This window comes from Hyphomicrobium sp. 2TAF46 (genome assembly GCF_052114865.1).
GTDB lineage: Bacteria > Pseudomonadota > Alphaproteobacteria > Rhizobiales > Hyphomicrobiaceae > Hyphomicrobium_B.
In genome coordinates, this window is sequence record NZ_JBFRFO010000018.1 from 1 (window position 1) to 23,195 (window position 23,195).

The 23,195-nt window shown below is 60.7% G+C and carries 24 protein-coding genes, 2 tRNA genes and 1 pseudogene; 18 read left to right on the plus strand and 9 right to left on the minus strand.

Annotation, left to right across the window (positions count from 1 at the left end; translation table 11 throughout):
• Positions 1-377: 377 nt before the first annotated feature.
• Both AB4Z24_RS22095 and AB4Z24_RS22100 read left to right on the plus strand, forming a co-directional pair.
• Positions 378-512: a hypothetical protein gene (locus tag AB4Z24_RS22095; protein ID WP_441711749.1), complete on the plus strand. Its 135-nt coding sequence runs from the start codon at positions 378-380 to the stop codon at positions 510-512.
• A gap of 632 nt (positions 513-1,144) precedes the next feature.
• A complete protein-coding gene (locus tag AB4Z24_RS22100) occupies positions 1,145-2,290 on the plus strand; it encodes a hypothetical protein (protein WP_441711750.1) in 1,146 nt (381 codons plus the stop codon).
• On the opposite strand, the gene AB4Z24_RS22105 is transcribed toward AB4Z24_RS22100, so the two are convergent.
• The gene (locus AB4Z24_RS22105) at positions 2,287-2,544 is read right to left on the minus strand and encodes a hypothetical protein (protein WP_441711752.1); all 258 of its coding nucleotides are present in this window, start codon (positions 2,542-2,544) and stop codon (positions 2,287-2,289) included. The two genes, AB4Z24_RS22100 and AB4Z24_RS22105, sit on opposite strands and share 4 nt — an antisense overlap.
• Positions 2,545-2,738: 194 nt before the next feature.
• Positions 2,739-3,179 (minus strand): hypothetical protein, encoded by a 441-nt coding sequence (locus AB4Z24_RS22110; protein WP_441711754.1) that lies wholly within the window; start codon positions 3,177-3,179, stop codon positions 2,739-2,741.
• 195 nt (positions 3,180-3,374) lie between these two features.
• On the opposite strand from AB4Z24_RS22110, the gene pdxH reads away from it, so the two are divergent.
• Entirely contained in the window at positions 3,375-4,031 is a 657-nt protein-coding gene (gene pdxH, locus AB4Z24_RS22115) for a pyridoxamine 5'-phosphate oxidase (RefSeq protein WP_441711756.1), read from the plus strand.
• A 433-nt stretch (positions 4,032-4,464) separates the two neighbouring features.
• Positions 4,465-4,902 (plus strand): annotated as a pseudogene (locus AB4Z24_RS22120) (DUF1499 domain-containing protein); the annotation flags it as partial.
• An 88-nt stretch (positions 4,903-4,990) separates the two neighbouring features.
• Here AB4Z24_RS22120 and AB4Z24_RS22125 read toward each other — a convergent pair.
• From AB4Z24_RS22125 to AB4Z24_RS22135, 3 genes are all read right to left on the minus strand, one after another.
• Positions 4,991-5,842 carry an MBL fold metallo-hydrolase gene (locus AB4Z24_RS22125; protein WP_441711758.1) on the minus strand — a complete coding sequence of 284 codons (852 nt, stop codon included), beginning with the start codon at positions 5,840-5,842 and terminating at the stop codon, positions 4,991-4,993.
• A 137-nt stretch (positions 5,843-5,979) separates the two neighbouring features.
• Positions 5,980-7,254 (minus strand): FAD-dependent oxidoreductase, encoded by a 1,275-nt coding sequence (locus AB4Z24_RS22130; RefSeq protein ID WP_441711759.1) that lies wholly within the window; start codon positions 7,252-7,254, stop codon positions 5,980-5,982.
• Positions 7,251-8,153, minus strand: a complete 903-nt coding sequence (locus tag AB4Z24_RS22135; protein WP_441711760.1) for an AraC family transcriptional regulator N-terminal domain-containing protein — start codon at positions 8,151-8,153, stop codon at positions 7,251-7,253. The genes AB4Z24_RS22130 and AB4Z24_RS22135 overlap by 4 nt, the downstream gene beginning before the upstream one ends.
• A 180-nt stretch (positions 8,154-8,333) precedes the next feature.
• On the opposite strand from AB4Z24_RS22135, the gene AB4Z24_RS22140 reads away from it, so the two are divergent.
• Entirely contained in the window at positions 8,334-9,113 is a 780-nt protein-coding gene (locus AB4Z24_RS22140) for an SDR family NAD(P)-dependent oxidoreductase (protein WP_441711762.1), read from the plus strand.
• A 16-nt stretch (positions 9,114-9,129) separates the two neighbouring features.
• Here the strand turns inward: AB4Z24_RS22140 and AB4Z24_RS22145 are convergent, their stop codons facing one another.
• Entirely contained in the window at positions 9,130-10,137 is a 1,008-nt protein-coding gene (locus tag AB4Z24_RS22145) for an NAD-dependent epimerase (protein ID WP_441711764.1), read from the minus strand.
• A gap of 240 nt (positions 10,138-10,377) precedes the next feature.
• Between AB4Z24_RS22145 and AB4Z24_RS22150 the strand changes: the two genes are divergently transcribed.
• Positions 10,378-12,042, plus strand: coding sequence for a DUF2793 domain-containing protein (locus AB4Z24_RS22150; RefSeq protein WP_441711787.1), 1,665 nt, complete (start codon positions 10,378-10,380; stop codon positions 12,040-12,042).
• Positions 12,039-12,359, plus strand: a complete 321-nt coding sequence (locus AB4Z24_RS22155; RefSeq protein ID WP_441711766.1) for a hypothetical protein — start codon at positions 12,039-12,041, stop codon at positions 12,357-12,359. Before AB4Z24_RS22150 ends, AB4Z24_RS22155 begins: the two co-directional genes overlap by 4 nt.
• A gap of 204 nt (positions 12,360-12,563) precedes the next feature.
• Here the strand turns inward: AB4Z24_RS22155 and AB4Z24_RS22160 are convergent.
• Positions 12,564-12,640: transfer RNA gene (locus AB4Z24_RS22160), tRNA-Pro, on the minus strand.
• Between the two features lie 291 nt (positions 12,641-12,931).
• On the opposite strand from AB4Z24_RS22160, the gene AB4Z24_RS22165 reads away from it, so the two are divergent.
• The 7 genes from AB4Z24_RS22165 (at position 12,932) to AB4Z24_RS22195 (ending at position 18,009) form a co-directional block, all read left to right on the plus strand.
• Positions 12,932-13,006 (plus strand) — tRNA-Gln (locus AB4Z24_RS22165).
• A gap of 438 nt (positions 13,007-13,444) precedes the next feature.
• Positions 13,445-13,720: a type II toxin-antitoxin system RelE/ParE family toxin gene (locus AB4Z24_RS22170; protein ID WP_441711768.1), complete on the plus strand. Its 276-nt coding sequence runs from the start codon at positions 13,445-13,447 to the stop codon at positions 13,718-13,720.
• 19 nt (positions 13,721-13,739) lie between these two features.
• Entirely contained in the window at positions 13,740-14,066 is a 327-nt protein-coding gene (locus AB4Z24_RS22175; protein WP_441711769.1) for an addiction module antidote protein, read from the plus strand.
• A gap of 188 nt (positions 14,067-14,254) precedes the next feature.
• Complete coding sequence (locus AB4Z24_RS22180; protein ID WP_441711789.1) at positions 14,255-14,425, plus strand: HigA family addiction module antitoxin; 171 nt, start codon at positions 14,255-14,257, stop codon at positions 14,423-14,425.
• Positions 14,426-15,197: 772 nt separating this feature from the next.
• Positions 15,198-15,458, plus strand: a complete 261-nt coding sequence (locus tag AB4Z24_RS22185) for a hypothetical protein (protein ID WP_441711771.1) — start codon at positions 15,198-15,200, stop codon at positions 15,456-15,458.
• A 187-nt stretch (positions 15,459-15,645) separates the two neighbouring features.
• Positions 15,646-17,289 (plus strand): NRAMP family divalent metal transporter, encoded by a 1,644-nt coding sequence (locus AB4Z24_RS22190; RefSeq protein WP_441711773.1) that lies wholly within the window; start codon positions 15,646-15,648, stop codon positions 17,287-17,289.
• A gap of 6 nt (positions 17,290-17,295) precedes the next feature.
• Positions 17,296-18,009 carry an MgtC/SapB family protein gene (locus tag AB4Z24_RS22195; protein WP_441711775.1) on the plus strand — a complete coding sequence of 238 codons (714 nt, stop codon included), beginning with the start codon at positions 17,296-17,298 and terminating at the stop codon, positions 18,007-18,009.
• A gap of 245 nt (positions 18,010-18,254) precedes the next feature.
• Here AB4Z24_RS22195 and AB4Z24_RS22200 read toward each other — a convergent pair whose 3' ends face one another.
• Both AB4Z24_RS22200 and AB4Z24_RS22205 read right to left on the minus strand, forming a co-directional pair.
• Positions 18,255-19,007 carry a transporter gene (locus AB4Z24_RS22200; RefSeq protein ID WP_441711776.1) on the minus strand — a complete coding sequence of 251 codons (753 nt, stop codon included), beginning with the start codon at positions 19,005-19,007 and terminating at the stop codon, positions 18,255-18,257.
• Positions 19,008-19,391: 384 nt separating this feature from the next.
• Positions 19,392-19,898, minus strand: a complete 507-nt coding sequence (locus AB4Z24_RS22205) for a hypothetical protein (RefSeq protein ID WP_441711778.1) — start codon at positions 19,896-19,898, stop codon at positions 19,392-19,394.
• A 574-nt stretch (positions 19,899-20,472) separates the two neighbouring features.
• Here AB4Z24_RS22205 and AB4Z24_RS22210 point away from each other — a divergent pair.
• From AB4Z24_RS22210 to AB4Z24_RS22225, 4 genes are all read left to right on the plus strand, one after another.
• Positions 20,473-21,204 carry an STN domain-containing protein gene (locus tag AB4Z24_RS22210; RefSeq protein ID WP_441711780.1) on the plus strand — a complete coding sequence of 244 codons (732 nt, stop codon included), beginning with the start codon at positions 20,473-20,475 and terminating at the stop codon, positions 21,202-21,204.
• Complete coding sequence (locus AB4Z24_RS22215; RefSeq protein WP_441711782.1) at positions 21,201-21,746, plus strand: RNA polymerase sigma factor; 546 nt, start codon at positions 21,201-21,203, stop codon at positions 21,744-21,746. The genes AB4Z24_RS22210 and AB4Z24_RS22215 overlap by 4 nt, the downstream gene beginning before the upstream one ends.
• 29 nt (positions 21,747-21,775) lie before the next feature.
• Complete coding sequence (locus AB4Z24_RS22220) at positions 21,776-22,780, plus strand: FecR family protein (protein WP_441711784.1); 1,005 nt, start codon at positions 21,776-21,778, stop codon at positions 22,778-22,780.
• Between the two features lie 160 nt (positions 22,781-22,940).
• On the plus strand, positions 22,941-23,195 hold a 255-nt coding region (locus AB4Z24_RS22225), incomplete at its 3' end, for a hypothetical protein (protein WP_441711786.1).

Sequence of the window (23,195 nt, forward strand, 5' to 3'; positions counted from 1 at the left end):
CCGGTACTGCCCAGAACGGGCCAGCTCGGGGCCTCTCCACCGAATATAGTCTCTCTGGGTGCGTTGATCCATAGCGCTAAGCATAGCACGGGATCAGGCCGCTTAGACCGCGGCGTCAATCGAGATATTTTTCAAACTGATACACTACCTGCGATATGCACCTCGAGCCGTTCGAATGAAGCTGCCGAAGTGGCACGAATGTCTCTCTCATCGTCGCCATGACGGGAACGCGCAGAAGCTGAAACACCCCATGCCCAACTTCCGCCCCGCCGGAGCCGCGCAATTGCGCCGACGCCATGCGACGGAAAGCTCGCCGCCGCGGGTTCAACACCGGAGCAGCAATTTGGACGGCCGTTTGAGCGGGGCATTGTCGGGCCATGCAGGGTTGGTTCTCGCAGATCGTCATTGGCGTCATCGTCACGGTTCTGGGCACTGTCATCGCGAACGCCGTAACCGGCGGCCACGCCAGCCATCATTTCATTCCGAGCTTTCACGACTCGTCTCGCCATTGATCGCCTAGCTTTCCTCCTATCGAGCACCACGCGTCCGCACCGGGCCAGCACCGCGTGAGCGGAGTCGTTGGCACCCACGATAAAGAACGACGCGACATCAAATGCGCACGGCGGCCGGCTCCCCGGAGGGGCCCGAAGGACGACGCGAACCAAGTGTGCGCAACCGGCTGGCTCTCCGGAGGGGCGAGCCAGCACCAACAAAAAAGCACGGAGCGGACGGGTTCCGCGGCTGGGTCGTGCAGCAATGAAGTCTCGGAACCGATCCGCTCCGTGACAGACCGAGAAACAGGGTCTCGAGCACGGTCACTTTACGTCAGCGGGATGCTCCGCACACAGGCTTCTCACCCTGTGCGGACCTTGCCGATCGCCTTGTCCGGAAGCGCGCGTGACGCCCCGGGTCGGGCTGCCCCACCCGAGCCCGGCGCAACGCCTTGCGCACGAACCCTTCGCCGGATGGGCGAGGCGATTATGCGAGAGGAGGCGAGAGCGGGGATAAGTTTTTTTGAGTGGGGGGAATTGGCGGGGATTTGCGCGCTGCGCTGCAAGACGAAACGGGGCTATACAGATAATCTGCTCTGCGCGATGTTAATGGAATTGGGGACGGTTGTGTTTGTTGCGTGGGGGACGTGGGGATGGCGGGACATTGTTGTGAATTGTTATTATTCGCTCAGCTGGAAAATGGTTTCGGATCGACTGCTGACGCTTTCTCGAATTGGCATGCCGTTTGGGAGGGCACCGTAGCGGAGCTCATCACGTTAAAGGCTAGGCTAGACCCTTTCATTTGGTTGATAGGTTCTGTGCTCGCATTAGTTCCCGGGTCTTTTGCAATTTATAAGTGGTGGTTCTATCGCGAAAGCAGAATGCCGCTTAGGCTAGTTGAACTTCTAAAAAGGGACGATGATCGGCTGGACGGCGCGCGCGGGGCGCTTCTGTCGGTAATCGCTCGTCCGCGATCTACGCTGTTGGATTTCGAGTCTCCCATCTTCGTGGAGCACTCACTTGCAGCCACTATGCGTCGTTTGAAGTGGACGTCGTGGCTGAGGCCCAACTCGCTGTCAGTCTCCAACGAGGAATTGGAGGGGGCATTGCATGAGATTGAGCAACAAAAAAAGTTCTGCGCTGATCGTACTCACCACTACTTGAAACAAGAGGGCCTGATTCACCTTCTAAAAGGTGCACATTCTGCAGCGCTAGCTTCAAACTTCAGCCCAGAAAGCCAAGAATTTTCGGATGCCAATAAGGATGCTCTTTTCCACTTTAATCGAGCGCTGGAAATTGATGATGGCGATATCGATGCGTTGGAATACGCCGCTCATCAGCATCGAATATTGAATGACTTCGATCTTGCGCTGGCGGGGTACGAAAGATTGGAGAAAAGGGCTGCGAAGGCGGGATCGGACCGAGCCTTAACAAAATCGCGGGCTCTTAGATATCAAGGTGAGGTGCTGGAAAAACAGTACGATTTAAAGCAGGCTCGGTCGAAATTAGACGCTGCGAAAGCGCAGCTTGAGGCGGCGCTGACAAATTTGCCGGACCTTGAGCGGGGTAAAGCAGACCACGCAGCTATATATGAAATTCTCGGGCGGATTGAAGAAAAGCGCGGCAGGACAATGCTTCCTGGTGAGAATTACGGCGCGGCGCTATCGATCTACGAAAGCATTCTACGTCGGTCACCAAACGATGGAGACGCGAAAGAGGGCAGCGAGCGCATGAAAGCAGCTCTGGTTAGGTTCCACGCAGTCGACGTCGGAGCGAACATGCCAATGCTTCTAAGTTAAATTCCCCCCAATATTCTGACCACTGCACCCAGTGCAAATGCCGCGCCGCTCGCCAGCATCGCATGCCCCGCGCTTTGCCAATGCGCCATCGTCAGCATGTGGGATGCACCGATATTCGAAAAGCGTGCTGCGAACTTCCGCTGCTCGCGGAGCGAGATCGAGAAGAGGATGGCGGCGCCGATCAGTGCGGCCCATATCGGTGCGCCGGCAAACGCAGCGAGCGCTGTGAAAAGTATCGATGTGAATGCCAGCATCGTATCCCCCAATTTGGGGCAATGAGCCGTGATTCTCGGCCCAGCACTATGAGCGACCCGGAATAACCTGTTGATAAGAAGCCAACGCCAAAGCTCCGCTTAAGTTGCGGACGCGAACGCACCCCCCAACAAAAAAGGCAGCTTGCGCCGCCTTTTTCAGTTTCGTTTGGGAGGATCGGTAAGTCTGGGGAAAATCAGGATTCGAGTTGCCAGATGCCTGTCGGCAAACGGCAGGCAACGATTTCGGTCTCCTTCGTCGTGTCGACCCCGGACAGCGTGACGACGGCATGGCGGCAAACGCTGCCGCGCGTGTCCTTGAACGACGAGACCGGTTTGACGACACCGGAAAGCCGTCCGTGCGCCCGATGCCAGACGTAGCTGGAGCCGTCGGCGACCTCGGTCAGGGCGAATTGCACGCTTTCGAGCGCCGCATATTCGTCATCCCGGTCGAGCGCGGTTTTGACGGTCGTGAATTTTGTGGTTTCGCTGAGGGCGTTGGGCTTCGGGCAGGCCGCCGTTGCGGGGGACTTTTCCGCCCCCCAGGCACGCCCGTAAGGCATGAAAATCGCCGCAACCAGCGCGAATGCCGTTGCGCCGGCCGCGGCAGTCGAGAATAGAGACGCATTTGAGGACATAACGCTTACTTTCTACTCGGGCGGGACGCGACGCTCGCCCAACAGGACGATAGGGTGAGTCTGCCTCAGTATGGTTAAAAGGAGCTGAACAGATATCGTCGCGTGTGCTGTAACGGGGCACACCGGCACCTTGGCAAAGCGCTTCGAAAGCGCGATCTGCAGTCGAGACGAAGAAACAAGCGTTGGGCATACAACATGAGTGACACCGAAACCACCGCGGCAGCGGCTCCCGAAACGGCGCCGGATTTCTCGATGGCCGAAGATCCGTTTCTGCTGTTCGAGGCCTGGATGCGGGAGGCCGAGCAGAAGGAGCCGAACGATCCGAACGCGATGTCGCTCGCGACCGTCGATGCGGGCGGCGTGCCGAACGTCAGGACGGTGCTGCTGAAGGGCCTGGACGGGCCCGAGAACGCCGATCGCGGCTTCGTCTTCTATACGAACTTCGAAAGCGTGAAGGGGCGCGAGCTGCTCGCGAACCCGAAGGCCGCGCTGCTGTTTCATTGGAAGAGCCTCGAACGGCAGATCCGCATTCGGGGACCCGTGTCGCTGGTCTCGCACAACGAGGCCGACGCCTATTACGCCTCGCGCCCGAGGCTGAGCCGCATCGGCGCCTGGGCCTCGCATCAGTCGCGGCCGCTGTCGTCGCGCGACGTGCTCGAAGCCAAGGTTCATCACTACGAAGCGAAGTACCCGGAAGAAGCGATCCCGCGCCCGGCCTACTGGTCGGGGTTCCGCGTCCTTCCCGTCGAAATCGAATTCTGGAAGAGCCGCGAATACCGGCTGCACGACCGCATCGTCTTCCGCCGCGACGCGCCGCGCGACTCCTGGCACAAAACGCGCCTCTACCCTTGAAGGACGACGAGACGTGCCGTTCGTGGCACACTGCAGCCCGAAGACGTGAGGATCGCTTGAGGCTCGAATGGTAACGGATCGCATCGACGAGCGCCGCCCGCGACGGCGGGTCCGCGACCGCTATCAGTCGACGCGGATCTACTACGCGGCCGGCCGGCCGCCGTCGTTCCTCGCGAAGTGGACGAGCCGCCTCGCGCTTTTTTCCGCCGTTGCCGCGCTGGTGGCGGCGGCGCTCCATCGGCTGCATCTGCTGCCGACGCCGGTCGCGATGACGATTGCCTATATCGTCATCCTTTGCGCCGGGCTGTCGCTGCTGATGGCGTTCGTCGCCGGGCTCGATATCTGGGTGACGGGACGGCAGGGCGCGGCCCGCGTATTCTGCGGTGCGATCGTCGCGCTGGGCTTGCTCGCGATCCCAGCCGGCGTCTGGGCCATGAGCCTCAAGTGGCCGCGCATCAACGACGTCTCGACCGATCTCGCCGAGCCGCCGGAATTCACCGAGGCGAAGGACGAGCGGCCTGCCGGCGCCAATGCGACCGAATACGAAGGCGACGAGTTTGCCGCCATTCAGCGCGCGCACTATCCGGATCTCAAAAGCCTCGTCCTGCCACGGCCGACCGAGGAAAGCTACGAGCTGGTGCTGCAGGCGCTCGCCAAGCTCAAGCTGAAGACGACGCTCGAAGTTCCGCCCGAAGACGAGCAGGACGCGCCGGGCTTCATCGAGCTTTCCGACCAGTCGCAGATTTTAGGGTTAGTCGACGACATCATCATTCGCGTGCTGGGCGAGGACGGGTCATCGCGCATCGATGTCCGGTCGCAGTCACGCTTCGGCGAATTGGATTTCGGCCGCAACGCCGCGCACGTGCGCACGATCCTGAAGGAAGTCGCGAGCCGCTTCGAAGCCTCCGTGCCCGATGTCGATAAGGCCACGCAAGCCGTCGTCGACAAGCGCAACAAGCTCAAAGCGGAGAAAGGTCGCGGTCCGGCGTCAAAGGCAGATCGGAAGCGACCAAACCTTTCTCGATCAGATATTCGACGTGCGCCTGGACAGAAAGCGTCGCAGCCGGGATCAGGTGCGGGGCAAGGCCGCGGTAAATCTCGGGGACAATTTGACGAATAGTCGTCGCGCCGGCGGTGAGCGCGTCGAGCACGGATTTCTCGCGCCACGTCCGATGCAGAAGATAGGCTTTCACCGTGCGCTGGGGATCGTTGAGCCGGTCGCCGTGCCCGGGCAGAAAAACGTCGTCGGTGCGATCCAATAGAATTTCGAGCGATGAGACGTAATCGGACATGCGCCCTTCCGGCGGCGCGATAACGGTCGTGTTCCACGCCATCACGTGATCGCCGGAAAAGACGATCCTGCGGCCCTCGAGCGCAAAGCAGAGATGATCCGGCGCGTGGCCCGGTGTGTGGATCGCCGTCAGCGCCCAATCCGCCCCCTTGATCGTGTCGCCGCCCTTGAGCGCGATGTCGGGCGCGAAATCATAGTCGACGAAGTAGCTTCCCGAAGGACTGTTCTCGAGCGCGATCTTTCCGGCCGCCGGATCGCGCGCGTAGGCAGCCGTCACGGCGCCGGTTTCTGCCTTGAGCGCGGCGATGCCATCGACGTGGTCGCGATGCGCGTGCGTGGCGAAAATGTGCGTGATCGGCCGGCCGGCTGCAGCCTTCAGAATGGCGGCGCGATGGTCCGCGCTGTCCGGCCCGGCGTCAATGACGGCCAACGACGTGGAGCCGACGAGATAGGTATTCGTGCCCTTGAACGTGAACGCGCTCGGATTGTCCGCGACGAGCCGAACGACGCCCGGTCCCATGGGAGATGGAACCCCATATGCGAACGCCATCTCTGTTTTGAAGTCGAGTGAATCCAAACCCCGCGTACCCTCGTTGAAACGTGAAGCGCTTATAGGAAACTCGGCCGCGCTACGAATACCCTGAAATTCGACGCAGGTTAACGCCGTGTGCGATTGCGCACATGTTCCGGACGGAACCCGAGGCCGATGAGACGGCCAGAAAGATGCGCGAGAACCGGCCACCTGGCGATGCCGAGGACAAATCCCGGCGGACCCGATCGCGTCTTCTCGTTGGCTTCGCGTTTTCGCCGGTCGCTGCGCATCATCAATTGAAGTTTCTGCGTGGCCTTCGTCGGAAACGTGCGGCGCTTTTCGACCGCCGCCAGATGCGCGTTGGAGAGACGGCCCTCCTTGAGCGGCTTCGTCAAGATGTTCGCTGCGGCAACTGCATCCTGGATCGCGAGATTGACGCCGACACCGCCGATGGGCGACATCGCATGCGCCGCATCGCCGATGCAGAGAAGCCCCGCGCGCCACCACTGCTTCAGGCGATCGATCCGGACGCTTAAGAGATGCACGTCGTCGAAGGAGCGGATCTCCTGCAACCGCTCTGGCGGCTGCGGCGAGACGGCAGCGACCATCTCGCGAAACGCTTCGATCCCGCCAGCCTTGATCTCGGCATAAGTGCCTTTGCGAACGATATACCCGCATTGCCAATAATCGCCGCGATCAATCATCACGAAGCCTTGCCGCGGACCCGCATGACCCATGGTCTGCTCGGGATCGCCTGCTGCATGCGAAAGCTTCATCCAGAGCACCTCGCTTGGGTTCCCGAAGGTTTCAACTTCGAGGCCCGCGAGCCTGCGCGTCGCCGAAGTGCGGCCGTCGGCGCCGATGATGAGCGATGTGTTGAGACTCAAAGGCCCGTCGGGTGCGCTCGCGCGAAGCCCCGTGACGCGGTCGCCTTGGATGATGAGATCCGTGACTTCGCTTCGCATCAGCAAGTGGAAATTCGGATAGCGCTTCGCTTCGCGCGCCAGGAAATCGAGAAAGTCCCATTGCGGCATGAACGCGATGAAACGGTTCTTCGCCGGTAGCCAGGAAAAATCGGCGATGGTGATGTTTTTCCCGCCGACCTCCGCATGGAGCTTGCGCGCTTCCGTATGCGGAAGCTTCAACAGTTCGTCCGCAAGACCGAGTTCGTGCATCACCTGCAACGTCGAGGGATGGATCGTGTCGCCGCGAAAATCGCGTAGGAAATCGCCGTGCTTTTCGACAACGGTCACGTCGATGCCCGCGCGCGCCAGCATGAGGCCGAGCATGAGGCCAGCAGGTCCTGCGCCAACGATAGCGCACGTCGTACTGATCCCGCTTTTCGCTGCGGTATCCTCTGCGCTCGCCGAAATAGACGCAGCGCGGGTCTCAACATTCATACCGGACTCCCGAGCGCCAGCGATTTGAGATCGACGACGTCGCGCTTGGGCGGCGTACCGAACATGCGCGCGTATTCGCGGCTGAACTGTGAGGCGCTCTCGTAACCGACCTGATAAGCCGCGCCGGCCACGTTGATATCGCCAGCCGCCATCAGCCGCCGCGCTTCGAGAAGGCGCAACTGCTTCTGATATTGCAGCGGCRTCATCGACGTCAGCATCTTGAAATGCGCATGAAACGACGAGGGGCTCATGCGCGCGACGGATGCAAGCTGTTCGATGCGGATGGGACGCGCGAAATCCTCCCGCAAAACTTGGATGGCCTCGGCAAGCCGCCGCGTCCGGCTGTTGGGTAAGACGAGCTTGCAGAACTCGCCGCCATATTCTCCCGTCAGCAGCCAGAACGAAATCTCGCGCATGATCGTGGGATAAAGAACGGGAATGGCGTTCGGTGTCGAAAGCAAACGTGCGAGCCGCGTTGTGCAATCGGCAAGAGGACCTTGGAGACTGCCGACGAAGACGCCAACGCTGCCTTCGTCGTTCGGAAGAGGCGGCGCATCGAGCTCTTCCATCACCTCGCGCAGGATGCCGAGATCGAGTTCGAGAATGAGGCCAACCAACGGCTTTTCGGCGCTCGCCTTCGACACCCACCCGAGCGCCGGAATTTCGACGCTGAAGACCAGCGCCTGCATCTCGCCGTAGGAGAGGGTCTCGTCACCGAACAGCACCTGCTTTTCGCCCTGGGCGACGATGCACAGCGACGGCCGATAGACCATGTGACGCGGCAGCGTCGCGCGGCTCGTGCGCATGAAGGTGAAGCCCGGGATCGGCGTCTCGAAAACGCCTTCGCCGCCGCCATTGGCATCGGCATAGCTGATAAGCGCCGTCTTCAAATCGAGCATTTCGAAGTCTCTCTGTCTGCGGCGATTTCATCTCGAACTGGGCATTATCATAGGGCGAGAAAGCGCGGGGCCCAAGACCGTTTGGAGGATTAGGCAAGAAATTCGCGAGTTCTGGCATTCAACAGGCGACGGTCGAGGCATAGATACTCCGCTCACAAATATTCGTTTGAGGAGCAAGCAATGGCACAGGCAAAAAGTGGATCGGGTCCCAAGATCGCGATCGTCACAGGTGGTAGCCGCGGGCTTGGACAGAACACTGCGGTGAGCCTCGCGGAGCGGGGTGTCGATATGATCTTCACCTATCGTTCAAATCGCGAAGAAGCCGAGAAGACAGTCTCGGAGATCGAAGCCCACGGCCGGAAAGCCGTGGCGCTTCAACTCGACACCGGCGACAGCGCCTCGTTCGATGCCTTCGCCGCCGAGGTCAGGAAAATACTGAAGGACAAATGGGGTCGCGAGACGTTCGACTATCTCGTGAACAATGCCGGCATCGGCATAAGCGGGTCCATCGCCGACATGAAGGAAGCCGACTTCGATCGGCTTTACAACATTCACCTGAAGGGCGTGTTCTTCCTGACGCAGAAACTGCTGCCGCTGATCGCCGACGGCGGTCGCATCGTCAATCTCTCGTCCGGCCTCGCGCGCTTCACGATGCCAGGATACGCGGCATACGGCGCGTTGAAGGGCGCGATCGAAGTGCTGACGCGCTACATGGCGAAGGAACTCGGGCCGCGCGGCATCGCGGTCAACGTCGTGGCGCCCGGCGCGATCGAAACCGATTTCGGCGGCGGCCTTGTGCGCGACAACGCCGAAATCAACAAGCACATCGCCTCGGTGACGGCGATGGGACGGGTGGGCGTTCCCGACGATATCGGGCCGATGATCGCCGCTCTGCTGTCAGACGAAAATCGCTGGATGACGGCGCAGCGCCTCGAGGTGTCCGGCGGCGTGAACCTCTAAGGTTCGTGCTGCGCAATCAGACCCGGTAGTAGGCGCGATACCAATCGACGAAGCGGGCAATGCCCTCGCTGAGCGGTGTCGAAGGCCGGAAGCCGACGTCGCGTGCAAGGTCGTCAATATTCGCGTAGGTCTTGGCGACGTCGCCGGGCTGCGGGGGGAGGAAGATTTTCTTCGCCTCGCGGCCCGTCGCCTTTTCGATCGTCGCGATGAAATCCATCAGCGCGACCGAATTGTTGTTGCCGATATTGTAGAGCCGGTAAGGCGCGTTCGACGTCGCGGCATCCGGCGCATCGCTCGACCAATTCGGATCTGGTTCCGCGATCCGGCCGACGGTGCGAACGACCCCTTCGACGATATCGTCGATGTACGTGAAGTCGCGCGCATGCTGGCCGTTGCTGTAAACCTCGATCGGCTCGCCTGCGAGAATCTTCCGCGTGAAGCTGAAATACGCCATGTCCGGCCGCCCGAACGGCCCATAGACCGTGAAGAAGCGAAGCCCCGTCACGGGGAGCCGGTAGAGATGTGCATACGCGTGCGCCGCAAGCTCGTTGGCCTTCTTCGTCGCCGCGTAAAGGCTGAGCGGATGATCGACATTGTCGTGGACGCTGAAGGGCATCTTCGTGTTGGCGCCGTAGACAGAGCTCGATGACGCAAAGACGAGATGCTTGACCCCGTTATGGCGGCACCCTTCGAGAACGTTCTGCATGCCGACGATATTGGAATCGATGTAAGCGCCTGGGTTCTCGCTGCCATAACGGACGCCGGCCTGCGCCGCGAGGTGAATGACCTTGTCGAAACGCTGCACGCGGAACAACTCGTTCATCGGCGCGCGATCGGCGATGTCGAGATGCAGGAACGAAAAGCCCTTTCGCCCGCCGAGCCGCGCCAGCCGCGCTTTCTTGAGCGCAGGATCGTAATAGCCGTTGACGTTGTCGACGCCGACGACCTCGTCGCCGCGATCGAGCAGGCGCGCTGCCGTGTAGTAGCCGATGAAGCCGGCAACGCCGGTGACCAGAAATTTCATTGGCTAACAGTTCCAGTCCGGAGCTTTGACGGAGGTTGATGAACGACGGCTCGGTGTAGTGGGTTCGACGATGCTGTCAATCCGGCCTGTTGGATCGTCGACGCGTGGTTGTCACACGGCCACGGCGGCCTCCGCGCAGGGGAAAGCCGGCGTCACAGAAAAACACAAAAACTTATCCCCGCGCTTTCGGCCGCCCTTATCTTCCTGCGTGGGAGCCTCGTTGCAGACATTAGCGTGAACATGAACGATACGCCGAACCTTGCACTGCCCTACATCTTGGCCGCTCAGGCGCAGAAGCATGTCACGCATAACGAAGCGATCCGCGCGCTCGATTGCCTTGTGCAGCTTGCCGTTGAAAGCCGGGCGCTGACGGCGCCGCCGTCGTCTCCGCCGGAGGGCGCAAGGTACATCGTCGCGGCGTCCCCATCCGGGGCATGGGCGGGCAATGCCGGCAAGATCGCGGCCTTCCAGGACGGCGGGTGGATGTTCTACGCGCCGAAGGAAGGCTGGGCCGCCTGGGTCGCAGCCGAAAGCGCACTTGTCATCTACGCCGCGGGAGCCTGGACGCTGTTCGCGGGCTCAGGCGGCGGCGGAGGTGGTGGCCTGTCCGCACCCGTCGCCAATTCGAGCCTCGCCAACATGGCGACGAGCACGATCAAGGGCCGCGCGAGCGCGGGCAGCGGCGCGCCGGAGGATCTGACCGGAGCGCAGGCGACCGCGCTTCTAGATGCCTTCGTCGCCTCCGGCGCCGGCCACAAAAAGGGCCTCGTGCCGACTCCGGGACCAACGACAGGAACGACGAGGTTTCTGCGCGAGGATGCAACGTGGGCGGACTTAAACAACGTCCCGCTCGTCGGCGTCAACGCGACCGCCGACGCCACGAACAAGCTCGCCGTCAAGACCCCGGCCAGCCTCTTCGACAACACCGGCAACGGCCACCAGCTGAAGATCAACAAGGCTGCCGCGAGCGACACCGCGTCGGTGCTTTACCAGACGAATTATTCCGGCCGCGCCGAGCTCGGTCTGACTGGAGACGACGACTTCCACTTCAAGGTGAGCCCCGACGGCGCGAACTGGTACGAAGGCATCCGGATAGCCAAGTCGAACGGCAGAGTGTCGTTCCCATCGGGCGGAGCACGCGAAGTGTTGAGCGCGAACCGCACCTATTACGTGCGGCTCAGCGACGGCTCAGATTCCAACACCGGCCTGGCGAACACGACGGGGGGCGCTTTCAAGACCGTTCAGAAGGCACTCGATGTCGTCTACGGGACGCTCGACCTTCAGACATACGATGTCACGATTCAGATGTCGGCTGGGACAACGACGGAGGCGCTGGCTGTTCGGACGCGCGCCCTCGGCACCGGTCGCGTGTTCCTGATCGGCGATGAGACGACGCCGGCCAATTGTGTGCTCAACGGCAACGACGCTGTGACCGTTACGAATGGCGGTCAGATTTACGTGCGCGGATTTCGCATCAAGCCCTCCGGCACGAACAGAAACGGCCTCTACGTCAATGCCGGCTACTCGACCATCTTCTTCCGGAATTGCGAGTTCGAGGTAACGAGCGGCGGTTATCATATGTTTTGCAACATGGGTCTGGTTCAGGCCGATGGCCCATATGCGATTGTCGGCGGCGGTCACGCCCATGCCTTCTCGAAGGGGCTGGGAATCATCAATATCGACTCGCGGGCCGTCACAGTCTCGAATACGCCCGCCTGGGCCTCGGCCTTCGTGATCGTGCAGCAAGCGCAGTTCTCGGCCGTCAGCGCCAGCTACTCGGGCTCGACGACGGGCAATCGATACTCCGTCACTCTGAACGGCACTATCGTCACCAACGGGGCGGGTACGTCGGCGCTCCCGGGCGACGCAGCCGGCACGACGGCAACAGGAGGCCAATACACATGACACCTTTCGACCCCAGAAATTGGTTTTGGTTCGTCGGCAACGACGAGAGCAAAGTCTGGTCGAGTGCGGCCGGCGACTACGTCGAGGAATACGACTCGAGTCGCTTGTCTCGCATCGCGAACGAGATTGAGCTTTACGACGTGCTTTCAAAAGAGAAGTGCGCAGGTTTAGCCCCGCAGGGGCCCTTCTCGGCGGCCGAGCTGCGCGCTGCTCTCCTCCGCATCGACGCAGCGGCAACCGGCGATGCGAGCGACCCGGCCGCGCTGAGGGCGGTGGCGGAGAGTCTCGAGTTTACGCGGCCCCCGCTCGCCGCTTAGTTCGCTTGTCTTTCGCGCGTCGCTGCTTGGCGTGCCTCGTTGGGGCGCGCCATTTTTTCGTTTGGACCACCCGCGTCTGGACGAGCATCCTTCGCCTCTCGCCGGTAAGCCCGCTCACCACAGAGGCACGTTGAGAAAAGTCACACTTCTTGGGTGATTTCTGGGGCGAGGGTGTGGGCGGGAAACCTAACCCATTGAAAAGACTGGTCGGAGCGAGAGGATTCGAACCTCCGACCCCTTGCTCCCGAAGCAAGTGCGCTACCAGGCTGCGCTACGCTCCGCCCGACCGTCAGCCTGAATAAAGGCTTTTCCCGGCGCCGGGTAGGCACCGAGGAGAGGGGGGTTATAGCGACCTCGTTCACCTACCGCAAGCGCTTCGATCCGGCGAATTTGGGGGTTCTTTATGCAACAATACCCGCGGCTTGAAATCGACGGACCCCAGCAGGCTTGCGCGCCGGCAAACAGATGGGAAGAAGGGGTGAGCGCATTGCCGCGTGCCATTGCTCGGCCGCGAACGACTGACTATGGTGCCGCCGACCGTCGCTCGGGCGGCGATTCTCCTCACGCGCTGGTGGGATGTAGCCAAGTGGTAAGGCAGCGGATTTTGATTCCGCCATTCGGAGGTTCGAACCCTCCCATCCCAGCCAATATTTCAATGCTTTCTTGGTTCGCCCCCTCGCCAAGAGGAAAAGCGATTTGATCTCCGTCGTCGGATCAATTTGTTTTCGCGAGTCCGAAAGTGGCGCGTCTGGGTCTCGATTTCACGGTGGAACACTATGAAATCACGTGAATCCACCCATCAGTTCAGAATAACCGTGGCCAGGTTTTCCGCTTCATCCGTTTGAGAACTCCGGCGGCGTATCTAGCGCGAACGTTCGGAGTACCGACGTCGACTCTAAGTGAATATTTCGATGTCTGGGAACGGGAAGGGGCGTTGATTCCTCGACGTTCGGAAGGGCGCCGGAAAATTATCGGCTAAGATTGAGACGCTATGCCCCTCAGCGGGAGACTGCTGGGGGCTTTTTTTATGCCTGAACCTGCAAACTATAGTTGACATATCAACAACCATAGTTTACACATATGGCATGATGAAAATCGAGACCTTCGAACCGTTCGACAAATGGCTCAGCAGCCTCCGCGATAAGCAGGGCAAGGCGCGCATCATCGATCGCATTAAGAGAGTGGCGGCCGGAAATATGGGCGATTGCAAGCCGGTCGGCGGGAGCGTTTTGGAACTGCGGATGGCGTTCGGCCTGGGCTACCGGGTTTATTTCATCAAGGAGGCGACACCCTCATCGTGCTGCTCTGCGGCAGTGACAAGTCAACACAAAGCCGAGACATCAAGCGGGCCCACGAATTAGCAGACGAATGGAGAAGCCAATGAGTAAACTAAAAACAAAGCCCTTCGACCCGGCGAACTATCTCGACAGCGAGGCAACAATCGCAGCGTACCTCGAAGCCGCCGCAGAAGGCGGAGACGCCGCGCATTTCGCCAGTGCGCTTGGCGACGTCGCTCGAGCTCGCAATATGAGCGCGATCGCGCGGGAGACCGGGCTGACACGCCAGGGCCTGAGCAAGGCGCTCGCAGCGGACGGCAACCCGTCCCTGAGCACGGCAATGCGTGTTCTATCCTGCCTTGGCCTCGAAATCAGCGTGAGACCCAGCAAGACGGCTGCGATACGGCGGAAACGGGCTGCGGTGGGCTGAGGCGATGCTTTAACCTCACGAGAAACGGCTGAAGGCCTTTTTTATTCTACAGACGCCAGCGACGTCGATTATCTTGATTATCACTGAAAGGACTTCGCCATGCCGCGCAAACCGACGCTGACACCCCATCCGGACTTTCCGATGCCCTATCCGGGCCAGGTGTTAGCTGACGACCTCGCCGCCAGCGGCTGGGTGTCAGCCGGCGCGCTCTCTACGATATCCTCGAGGGCAAGTCCGCGATTACAGCCCCTACGGCGCTGCGTCTGGAAGCGGTCTTAGGTTCGTCGGCGGAGTTTTGGCTGGTACTTCAGAGCCAACATGATCTCTGGAAGGCTAGAAAAGACTTCAAGGCGGCGTAGTGCTCCCAAGTATGTATCGGTGCCAGCGTCGGAGTTGTGCGAATCTAAGCTTACCGAGCGAAAAGCTCAAACTCGCCGTATTGGTCGCGGCGGCCGACACTGAGCACTTCCAGTTTTCAGGGACTTTCGCGGACCCTATCAAGCTGCTCGCGACCTGCGAGCGGATGAGGCCTTGAGGGCATCGTCTCGAAGCGCCGGGATAGCAGTTATAGGCCGGGCCCGGCGCGCGATTGGCTCAAGTGCAAAACGGCGGCATGGAAAGCTACAAACCGCGATCGCTTCGAGCCGCTCAAAAAGCGCTAGCGCATTACGCGATGATCACGAACCGGAACGCGATCCGAAGGTTTGCCAGAAGCTGACATGGGCCACGCCTAGCGTTGCGTCTGCTCTTTCGCAACCGCACCGGGATTGTGCCGCGGTGACGGTAGATCTTGCCTTAGGTCGATCGGTCTATTGAACCGCACGCGCTCGGCGCCCATTAGCCATGCGGCAACTGTGTCTGCCAAAAGTTGATTGACAGTCGCAGTTGATTGGAGCACTTCGCACTCTTGTCGGCAGGCCTTTGTGCCCGCGGACAGTTCAACAACCCTATCGAAAGAGACATGGGCAGTAGCAGCTTCAGCTTCCCTCACGCGGCGTTGGTCGCGGCACGGAGGCCAGCACATAGCAAGGCCGCTCGCGGTTTCGGAGAGGGTGCAAGGGGCACGGCAGAAGCCTAAGCTCTGTTGCGCAGCTCATCTCCGGCCGTGCTTGACGGCAATGGAGGTGAGCGATGAACAAGATCATTTTCATCGATAAAGGTCGGCATCTGCGGATGAGGCAAACCCTCGTCCAAGATGCATTTGAAGTCTCTCGTACCGTGCACACGGCGCGGCACATGCGCCCGCAGCTGGTGTGCAGATGGCAGGTCGATCCCTGCACAGGGCGGCTTTTTTGCGCGTGGACGAGTGAAGACGCCGAGGAACCAGGCAGTAGGCGCTTGCGCGTAAACCATCCGGCCGCGAACGGCCCTACGGTTCTGCGCGCGGCCTGATGGAGGAGTGCCGATATGAGTGACGGCTTAAGTTGGCCCGTCGGTGCAGCGACATACGTGGCGACGGGCGGTAAACCGAAACTTTCACCACAGACCAATTCAGCAGTCTCGAAGGAAGCGCGGCGAGAGCCGGGTCGGTAGACCTGCTCGGCTCTCTCTGACGCCCCGGAGGCGAAAGAGGTGAGCCATGACGAGGCACACGATTCCGGCGCAGGCTACGGCGCGCAACGCGGCTCTTGATGATGCCCACATCGGTCATATCCACGGCGCCCTGGGCACAATTCACCAACAGGATCACGGTCCGCGCACCTCCTGGAGGCATCGCTTTCGCACCCTCCTCGCTATTCTCGGTCCTGGCCTCATTGTGATGGTCGGAGACAACGACGCCGGCGCCTTCGGCACCTATACCCAAGCGGGCCAGAACTACGGAACGGCATTGTTGTGGACGTTGCTCCTTCTCGTGCCGGTGCTCTACGTCAACCAGGAAATGGTACTGCGGCTTGGTGCCGTCACGGGCGTTGGCCACGCGCGCCTCATTCTCGAGCGGTTCGGCAGATTCTGGGGTGCCTTCAGCATCGTAGATCTTTTTCTCTTGAATGCGCTGACCATCGTCACCGAATTTATCGGCATCGCTCTGGCGCTCGATTATCTCGGGGTTTCAAAAGAACTGGGTGTCGCACTCTCAGCCGTTGCGATTATTGCGGCGGTGAGCACGGGCAATTTCCGCCGCTTCGAGCGTTTCGCGCTCGTGCTCTGCGTCGGGAGCTTGCTGCTCGTTCCCATAGCGCTAATGGCGCATCCGCCCGTCGTCCATATCGCCCGTGACATGGTGCTGCCCCAGCTTCCCACCGGTGGGAAGCTAAGCGACGTGATGCTGCTCATCATTGCCATCGTCGGCACGACGATCGCACCTTGGCAGCTCTTCTTTCAGCAAAGCTATGTGGTCGACAAGCGGATCCCACCGCGTTTCATAAAGTACGAGCGGCTCGATTTGTGGCTCGGCATCGTACTCGTCATTATCGGTGCCGTCGCCATGATGGCATTTACCGCCGCGACATTCGCAGGGAAACCGGAATTCGGCAATTTCACCGATGCGGGAGCGGTTGCGGCAGGGCTCGATAAATACGTTGGCCGCGTCCCGGGCTTGCTCTTCGCCGTCGCCCTCATCGATGCGAGCATCATCGGCGCTTGCGCCGTGTCGCTTTCGACCGCTTACGCCATCGGCGATGTTCTGTCGCTGAAACACTCCTTGCATCGCAAGCCAGGCGACGCCAAGGGCTTCTATGCCGTCTATTTTGGGCTAATCGTCTTGGCGGCAGGGCTCGTGTTGACGCCGCACGTCCCCCTCGGGCTCCTCACCAATGCCGTGCAGACGCTTGCCGGCGTTCTGCTTCCAAGCGCGACAGTCTTCCTGCTCCTGTTGTGCAACGATGAGGCCGTGCTCGGGCCTTGGGCGAACACGCGCCTCATGAACCTCTTCACCGGCGCGGTGATCGCTTTGCTCGTTATGCTGTCAATTATCCTCACAGCGTCTGTGCTGTTTCCCGCGACAACGAACGCGACCGTCATCTTGTCGATCCTAGGAGGGGGCACCCTTGTTGCGCTGCTGACCGCAGTGGCGACCGGAGCAATTGGGAGCCGAGGCAATAGGACGGCAAAAAAAAAGGTGTCGCGCGATACTTGGCGTATGCCGCCCCTCAACGAGTTGCCTGCGGCCACGCTTTCGCGCGCCAGCCGCATCTGGATGGCCGTTCTACGGGGCTATCTGGTCATAGCCGGGGGACTCGTGCTTATACGCATCGCTCAATTGACGATCGCAGGTCAGGGCTGAAAGCGAATGGAACCCAACTCGGTCGGCGCTCTCGAGCCGTTTCTTCGGCTCGGTCTTGCTCTCCTCCTTGGCTCGGCCATCGGTTTTGAGCGCCAATGGCACCAGAAGATGGCCGGGCTCAGAACGAACGCACTGGTGGCGCTGGGTGCTGCCGGCTTTGTCGTCTTCTCCGCGATAGTGGGGCAGGGAGATCCGACGCGGGTCGCCGCTCAGGTGGTTTCCGGCATCGGATTCCTCGGCGCGGGTGTCATCCTGCGTGAGGGCATCAACGTCCATGGACTGAATACTGCGGCGACCCTCTGGTGCTCAGCCATGGTCGGCACATTTGCCGGGGGTGGTTTCTGGATCCCCAGTTTGGCGGCTGCTTTTCTCGTCGTCACCACAAACCTCATACTGCGACCGCTGGTTCAACGTCTCAATACGAGAGCTTTGATGTCAACCGACGTCCAAACGCATTACACGGTCGAGGTCACGTGCAAGGGCGCGGAGGAGGCACACATGCGATCGCTTCTCCTGCATGCGCTTTCCCAAGCCGGGCTCGGCCTCCGCCGCATCGACAGTGAGGACATTCCCGAGACCTTGAAGGTGACCGTCACTGCGCAGGCGGTTGCGGAAAAGCGCAACGACGCATCTCTTGAACAGATTGTCGGACGGCTAAGCCTCGAACCACATGTGACGGCGGCGAGTTGGCAAGTCGACCGTACGATTTCGGAAGAATAGTTTGTGTATGGCCATCTCGGGTCTCCTTTTTTCTCAACGGAGACGATCAGCGGTCTGTTCCCACATCGTTGTGCCTAACGGCCCGAAGCGGACAGCACCGGTTTGCAGCTCAACCTTGTCAATCGTTACCGGAGCATGATTGGCGTCGCAATTTCCGCCGACAGAAGTGACATAAGTTCCGTGCGGCTGCGTCAGGCCTGCGCCGAACGCTGCTCCGGTAGCATGACGAAGGCGATCAGACGTTCCTAGTAAGTGACTTCCCAGCCAAAATACCAAGAAACTTCGTTGGTTTCAGACACGTTTTGAAACCCCCGCCCCGCGGAAAACAGCAGGTGGTTGTGGTCATTAAAATCGTACGTGCCACCGAGATTGAAGCCTGCGCTGTCCTTGCCGTCGACTGTGTCGGCCGTCTGATGAAATACCTCTGCGCCCAACGTCAATTGTTCCGTCATTTTGCGCTGTAGTAGCCAGCTGACGAACCAAAAGTTCTTATCTCCGAGGGTATCGTTTTGATTGACCCAGTAGCCGCCACCGACATCGGTCGTCCAATCGCCGAACGATTTTTGGGCCCAGAGAGGAAGGAAGACCTGGACGTGACCGGCTCCTAGTCCGCGATCGTGGTTTCCCGTGGGAATTTGGACCGCCGGAAAGAAGGCAACTTGCGGTCGCAGTCCATCCTTCTCCTCTTGGATGAACCGATATTTGAAACTCACGGTGGTGTCCCCGTAGCCGAAGACTGTCCCGCCATTGCTCGGAGCGGCGAACGAGGTCGCTGCCCCGATTTGCAGCTGGCCATTCGGTATCAATCCGTAAGTTAGTTCGAAGCCGGGCAGTTCTCCCGATGTGTCTCCCTTCGTATGAGTGCCCGTCGAAAAGCTGTAAAATTCGTAGTGTCCGAGTTCGACCGGCACAGGGTCATCGGTTCGGAATGGCGGACCAGCGTAAGCGTTTCCGGGCATGAGGACTGCACAGAGAATGATCAGGCGAGTCGTAGTCACGATTTTTGCTCGCGCGCTGCCGGGAGTTGCCCAGGGTTCAGCCGAAGCAAGAAAGTCAGCGTGACTTCGGGCGCTTTACTCAATTTTGTCATTGGTGCGGTCATCAGCTCACTCCGCCGTTTTCTCGCATAGGTTGGAGACGGCGTGCGGCGACCAGTCGTTCTTTGTATCACATATCTGTAAAGAAAGCAGCCACGCGAAATTTCCGCGATCTCTTATGCCGAGGTGCGTGTCCGTTTGTTCATGAACGGTAGTGGCCCTCATTGGAGGCGTGACGGCGCGGTGCAGCTCGGGCTCATCAGGCCAATCGGGAGGTCGCTGAGCGGACGGCGTGAAAAAGCCTTCCGGAATGTCAATCATTATAGCGATTAGCCGGTAATGCGTTCAAACTTCGGCATGAGGAATGTCTGCCACAGCTAGCGGGAGCGCGGCGGCCTCGGCCGTTATTTCAAAGTTGGCGGGCGATTCCATCTCACCCTCCGGTTCAAACGCCGGGGCATTGAACTTTGGCGGATGTTCCGAGGCAGAATACTCTGGGCTGTCCTCCATCGCGAAGTATTCGTCGATCGCGGCTTCCCATTCCGCCACCGCCTCTGGGGGGTACGTCGAGATCAGATCTTCACGCAGCAGCCGGCCAGTCTTTTTGAAGGCGTAGATGATTTGAGGAGCTATGCCGGACGCTTGCATCGCAGCCAAGACGTTCTTATCGAATTTCTCCATTGCGAGCTTGCGCGGCTTGTCGGCGTCTGAATCAAAGAAGACTGGATCGTCGGGTCCCGGAGGCCGGCCAAACTTTTTCTCGAAGGCAGCCGCTAATTGGCGCAGGATATCTTGCTCGTCGACGGTCTGCGCGCGCCGCCGGTTTCGCGCATCTCGAGATGACTTCTTCATGAGGATACATCGCACAAGGATTGATGGATCCTTATACTGATCATCCGCGGCGGTATTACGTCGGTGATAGGAGGTGCAACTAATCGCCGATCAATTGCTGCCTTGCGACGGGGCGAGTTGGGAACTGCCTGAAATAGTGCGCGCTGCAGTCTAGATGCTCGGAGGTTCCGTGTGTCCTTGAGCGCGCGGCCGTGGCGGCAATGCGAGAGGCATGTCAGGGCGTCAAATGTCCGAGCCTCTACTTGCCTCGATTGAGTCCGACACCGGCCAAGCGATGGGGTGACGTCCGGATTTGTTCCGCCTTCTGAGCATAGAGCGCGACGAGCTACTATTGAAGTCGGGTCCGCTGTCGCCAATCGATCGCCTCGGCCTAAGGTCGACCATCGTTAGCTGTTGCATGCAGAATAGATAAAGGGCCGGTTCGAAATCTGGCAGAGGGACGACTAACTTGAACGACGAGGAAGCGGACGAGGGTAAGGGCCAAGCGGACCAGCCATGGCGTGACATGCTCGTGTAATACGCAACGTCTAGGATCGAGTGGCGATTGTGACATTCGTACGAACATGGGGCGAGAGTGTTGGGGCCGGTTGCGCCGATAGCAGCGCAAGTCCGGAGCGTTTGGCTGTGCCGTACGCTTGCGTCCCTGCTGTGGGGTGCCGCCGCCATCTATACGACGACGATCTCCGCCGCGGCACAGACGGCCAATCCCCACGCTGAGATAGCGTTCGACATCGCCGCCCAGCCACTGGCATCAGCCCTCGACACCTACGTTGCCATGACGGGTCTCGGCGTTCTCTACGACGCCGGATTGGCGGCGGGACGCCGTTCGAAAGCTGTCCGTGGAATCCTGGCGGCCGATGTTGCCTTACGCGTCCTCCTCGAAGGCACAGGCCTGACCGTCCTCTATACGCGAGATGCGTTCTCGGTGGTCCCGGCGCCGGCATGGCAACCTTCGGGCAAAGATCCGGGTGGACAGGACTATCTGCCGTATTTCGGTATGATCCAACGCGGCATCGAGGAGGCCTTTTGCCGGGAAGCGGTGACGGTGCCCGGCGACTATCGACTTGCCGTGCAGTTCCGCGTGGACGGCTCCGGCAAGGTCTTGCAGCCTCAGCTTCTGACCACGACTGGGAGCAGCACGCGCGACACGGCGATCGCAAACCTGCTGCAGACCGTGACCATCGGGAGTCGACCGCCAAGGGGCATGCCGCAGCCGGTGACGCTCCTGGTCATCCCGCGTGCCCCGCAACAGACGGGTGATTGCCGGCAGAACAGCTCCCAATCGTATGAGCGAGCCGCGCGATGAGCGATGTCACATGGGCCGCGCTGCGCCAGCTCCTGGTCGATCGCTACGACGACCTCCGCAAGCTTCTTACGCGGCGTTTGAATTCCGACGAGCTGGCCCGGGAGACGCTACATGAGACGTGGCTGCACCTGGATCGTGACGATGAGGTTGGGCCGATCAGGAGCCCGACGGGGTACATCCTGCGCACGGCAGTCAACATTGCCGTCGACCGCGCGCGCAAGGATGGCCGCCTCGTCCGGCCAGACGAGATCGCCGAATTGTTCATTGTGCCCGATCCGGGTCCAGACCCCGCAGCTGCGGCTGAGGCGCGCCTGGAGATCGAGGCGCTCGAGCGCGCCTATCAGGAGCTGAGCCCGCGCCGTCGGGCGATCCTCTATGCGGCGCGCATCGAGGGAAAACCGTTTCGCCAGATTGCGACCGAGCTCGGCATTTCCCAGCGTCTGGTCGAGATGGAATTGAGGCATGCGCTCGAGCACTGCGCCCAGCGGCTCAATCGCAAGGTCATCCGAATTTTCGGTCCCCGCCCGCCTGAAACGTCCTAGAGGAAGCTACAGCCCGTATCGGGCCGAGCGTGCACGCGTCAGATCAAACCGACGAAATCATGGATCCCATCGACCAGGACAGCCCAGACACGATGCTGCGACGTGCCGCGCTCGATAAGATTCAGCGCCTTGTATCCGGCGACGCAACTGCCGAAGACGTTGAGGACATCCGCCGCTGGCGGCGCCTCAGCCCGGCGCACGAAGCCGCGTTCGCCTCGGCAACCAGGCTGTGGGATCGCCTGGGACCGGCGGTAGGTAGCGCCGAGCAACGGAGAGCGACGGACGCCGCGGCGTCACCTTCGCCCCGGCGCGTGACACGCCGCATGATCGTGGGTGGGGTTGCGGCAGCATCAGCGGCCTATCTGATAGCGCGCCCTCCATTTGAAATCTGGCCTTCGTATGCCGAACTCACGGCTGACTACCGCACGGCTACGGGGGAGCAGCACCGTATTGCCCTTGCCGAAGGTGCATCAGTGCTGCTCAACACGCAGACCAGCCTTTCACTGAGACCGTCGGATGATGACGACGATCGTATCGAGCTCATCACCGGGGAAGCCGCTATCACGATCGACCGGGAGTTAGTCCGACCTTTGAGGGTGATCGCCGGCGATGGCCGCATCAGCGCCCGGCGCTCAACGTTCAATGTTCGCTATGATGGGCGCAACGTCGGCGTCACCTGTCTTGACGGCAGGGTCCGCGTCGAGCAGGGCGAGAGTGCCGTGTCGCTGGAGGCGAGCCAGCAGGCGAGATACAACGCGGCTGGCCTCGGCGCGCTCGTTGCCATCGATGCGGCGACCGCAACAGCTTGGCGCGAAGGCTTGCTGGTGTTTCAGGCAGCACCCCTCGCGGAGGTGATTGCCGAGATCAATCGCTATCGGCCGGGGCGCGTCATCCTCATGAATGACGCGCTTGGCCAACGACAGGTCAACGCGCGCTTCCGGATCGACAAGGTCGATGACGTACTGGCGCTGGCGCAGCGTCTCTATGGTGCGAAGCTGACGACGCTGCCGGGTGGGGTCGTGCTGTTGAGCTGAACGCATTGGTGATTTTGCGGCGGGTGCACAGAGGCAGATCGGAGGACAAACTTTTTTTTCGGTCTCGGCGGGGTTCGTTCGTCCTTGTGAGTCAGATGGTGCTTTGGGCGCAGGCCCGGCACCGGTCCGACTTGTAGAATCTCGACCACGAGGCCTTGCCATGCCCATCCAGACTGCGTTCCGCTTCTCGCACCGTCGTTCGACCGAGCTGCTGCTGACCTCGGTCAGCATCGCGGCGATGCTGGTGGTTGCGCCGGGGGCTGGCGCCAATCCGCTGGCGAACGGGAACCTGCCGACGCCGTCGGCGGCGGCGATTGCGGCGGCGCAGTCCGGTCAGCAGGAGGCGGCGCGGGCGGCGCGGGCGGCGCAGAACACGTTGCGGCGGGCGACGCTCGCCGTGCAGGCGCAGCAGGCG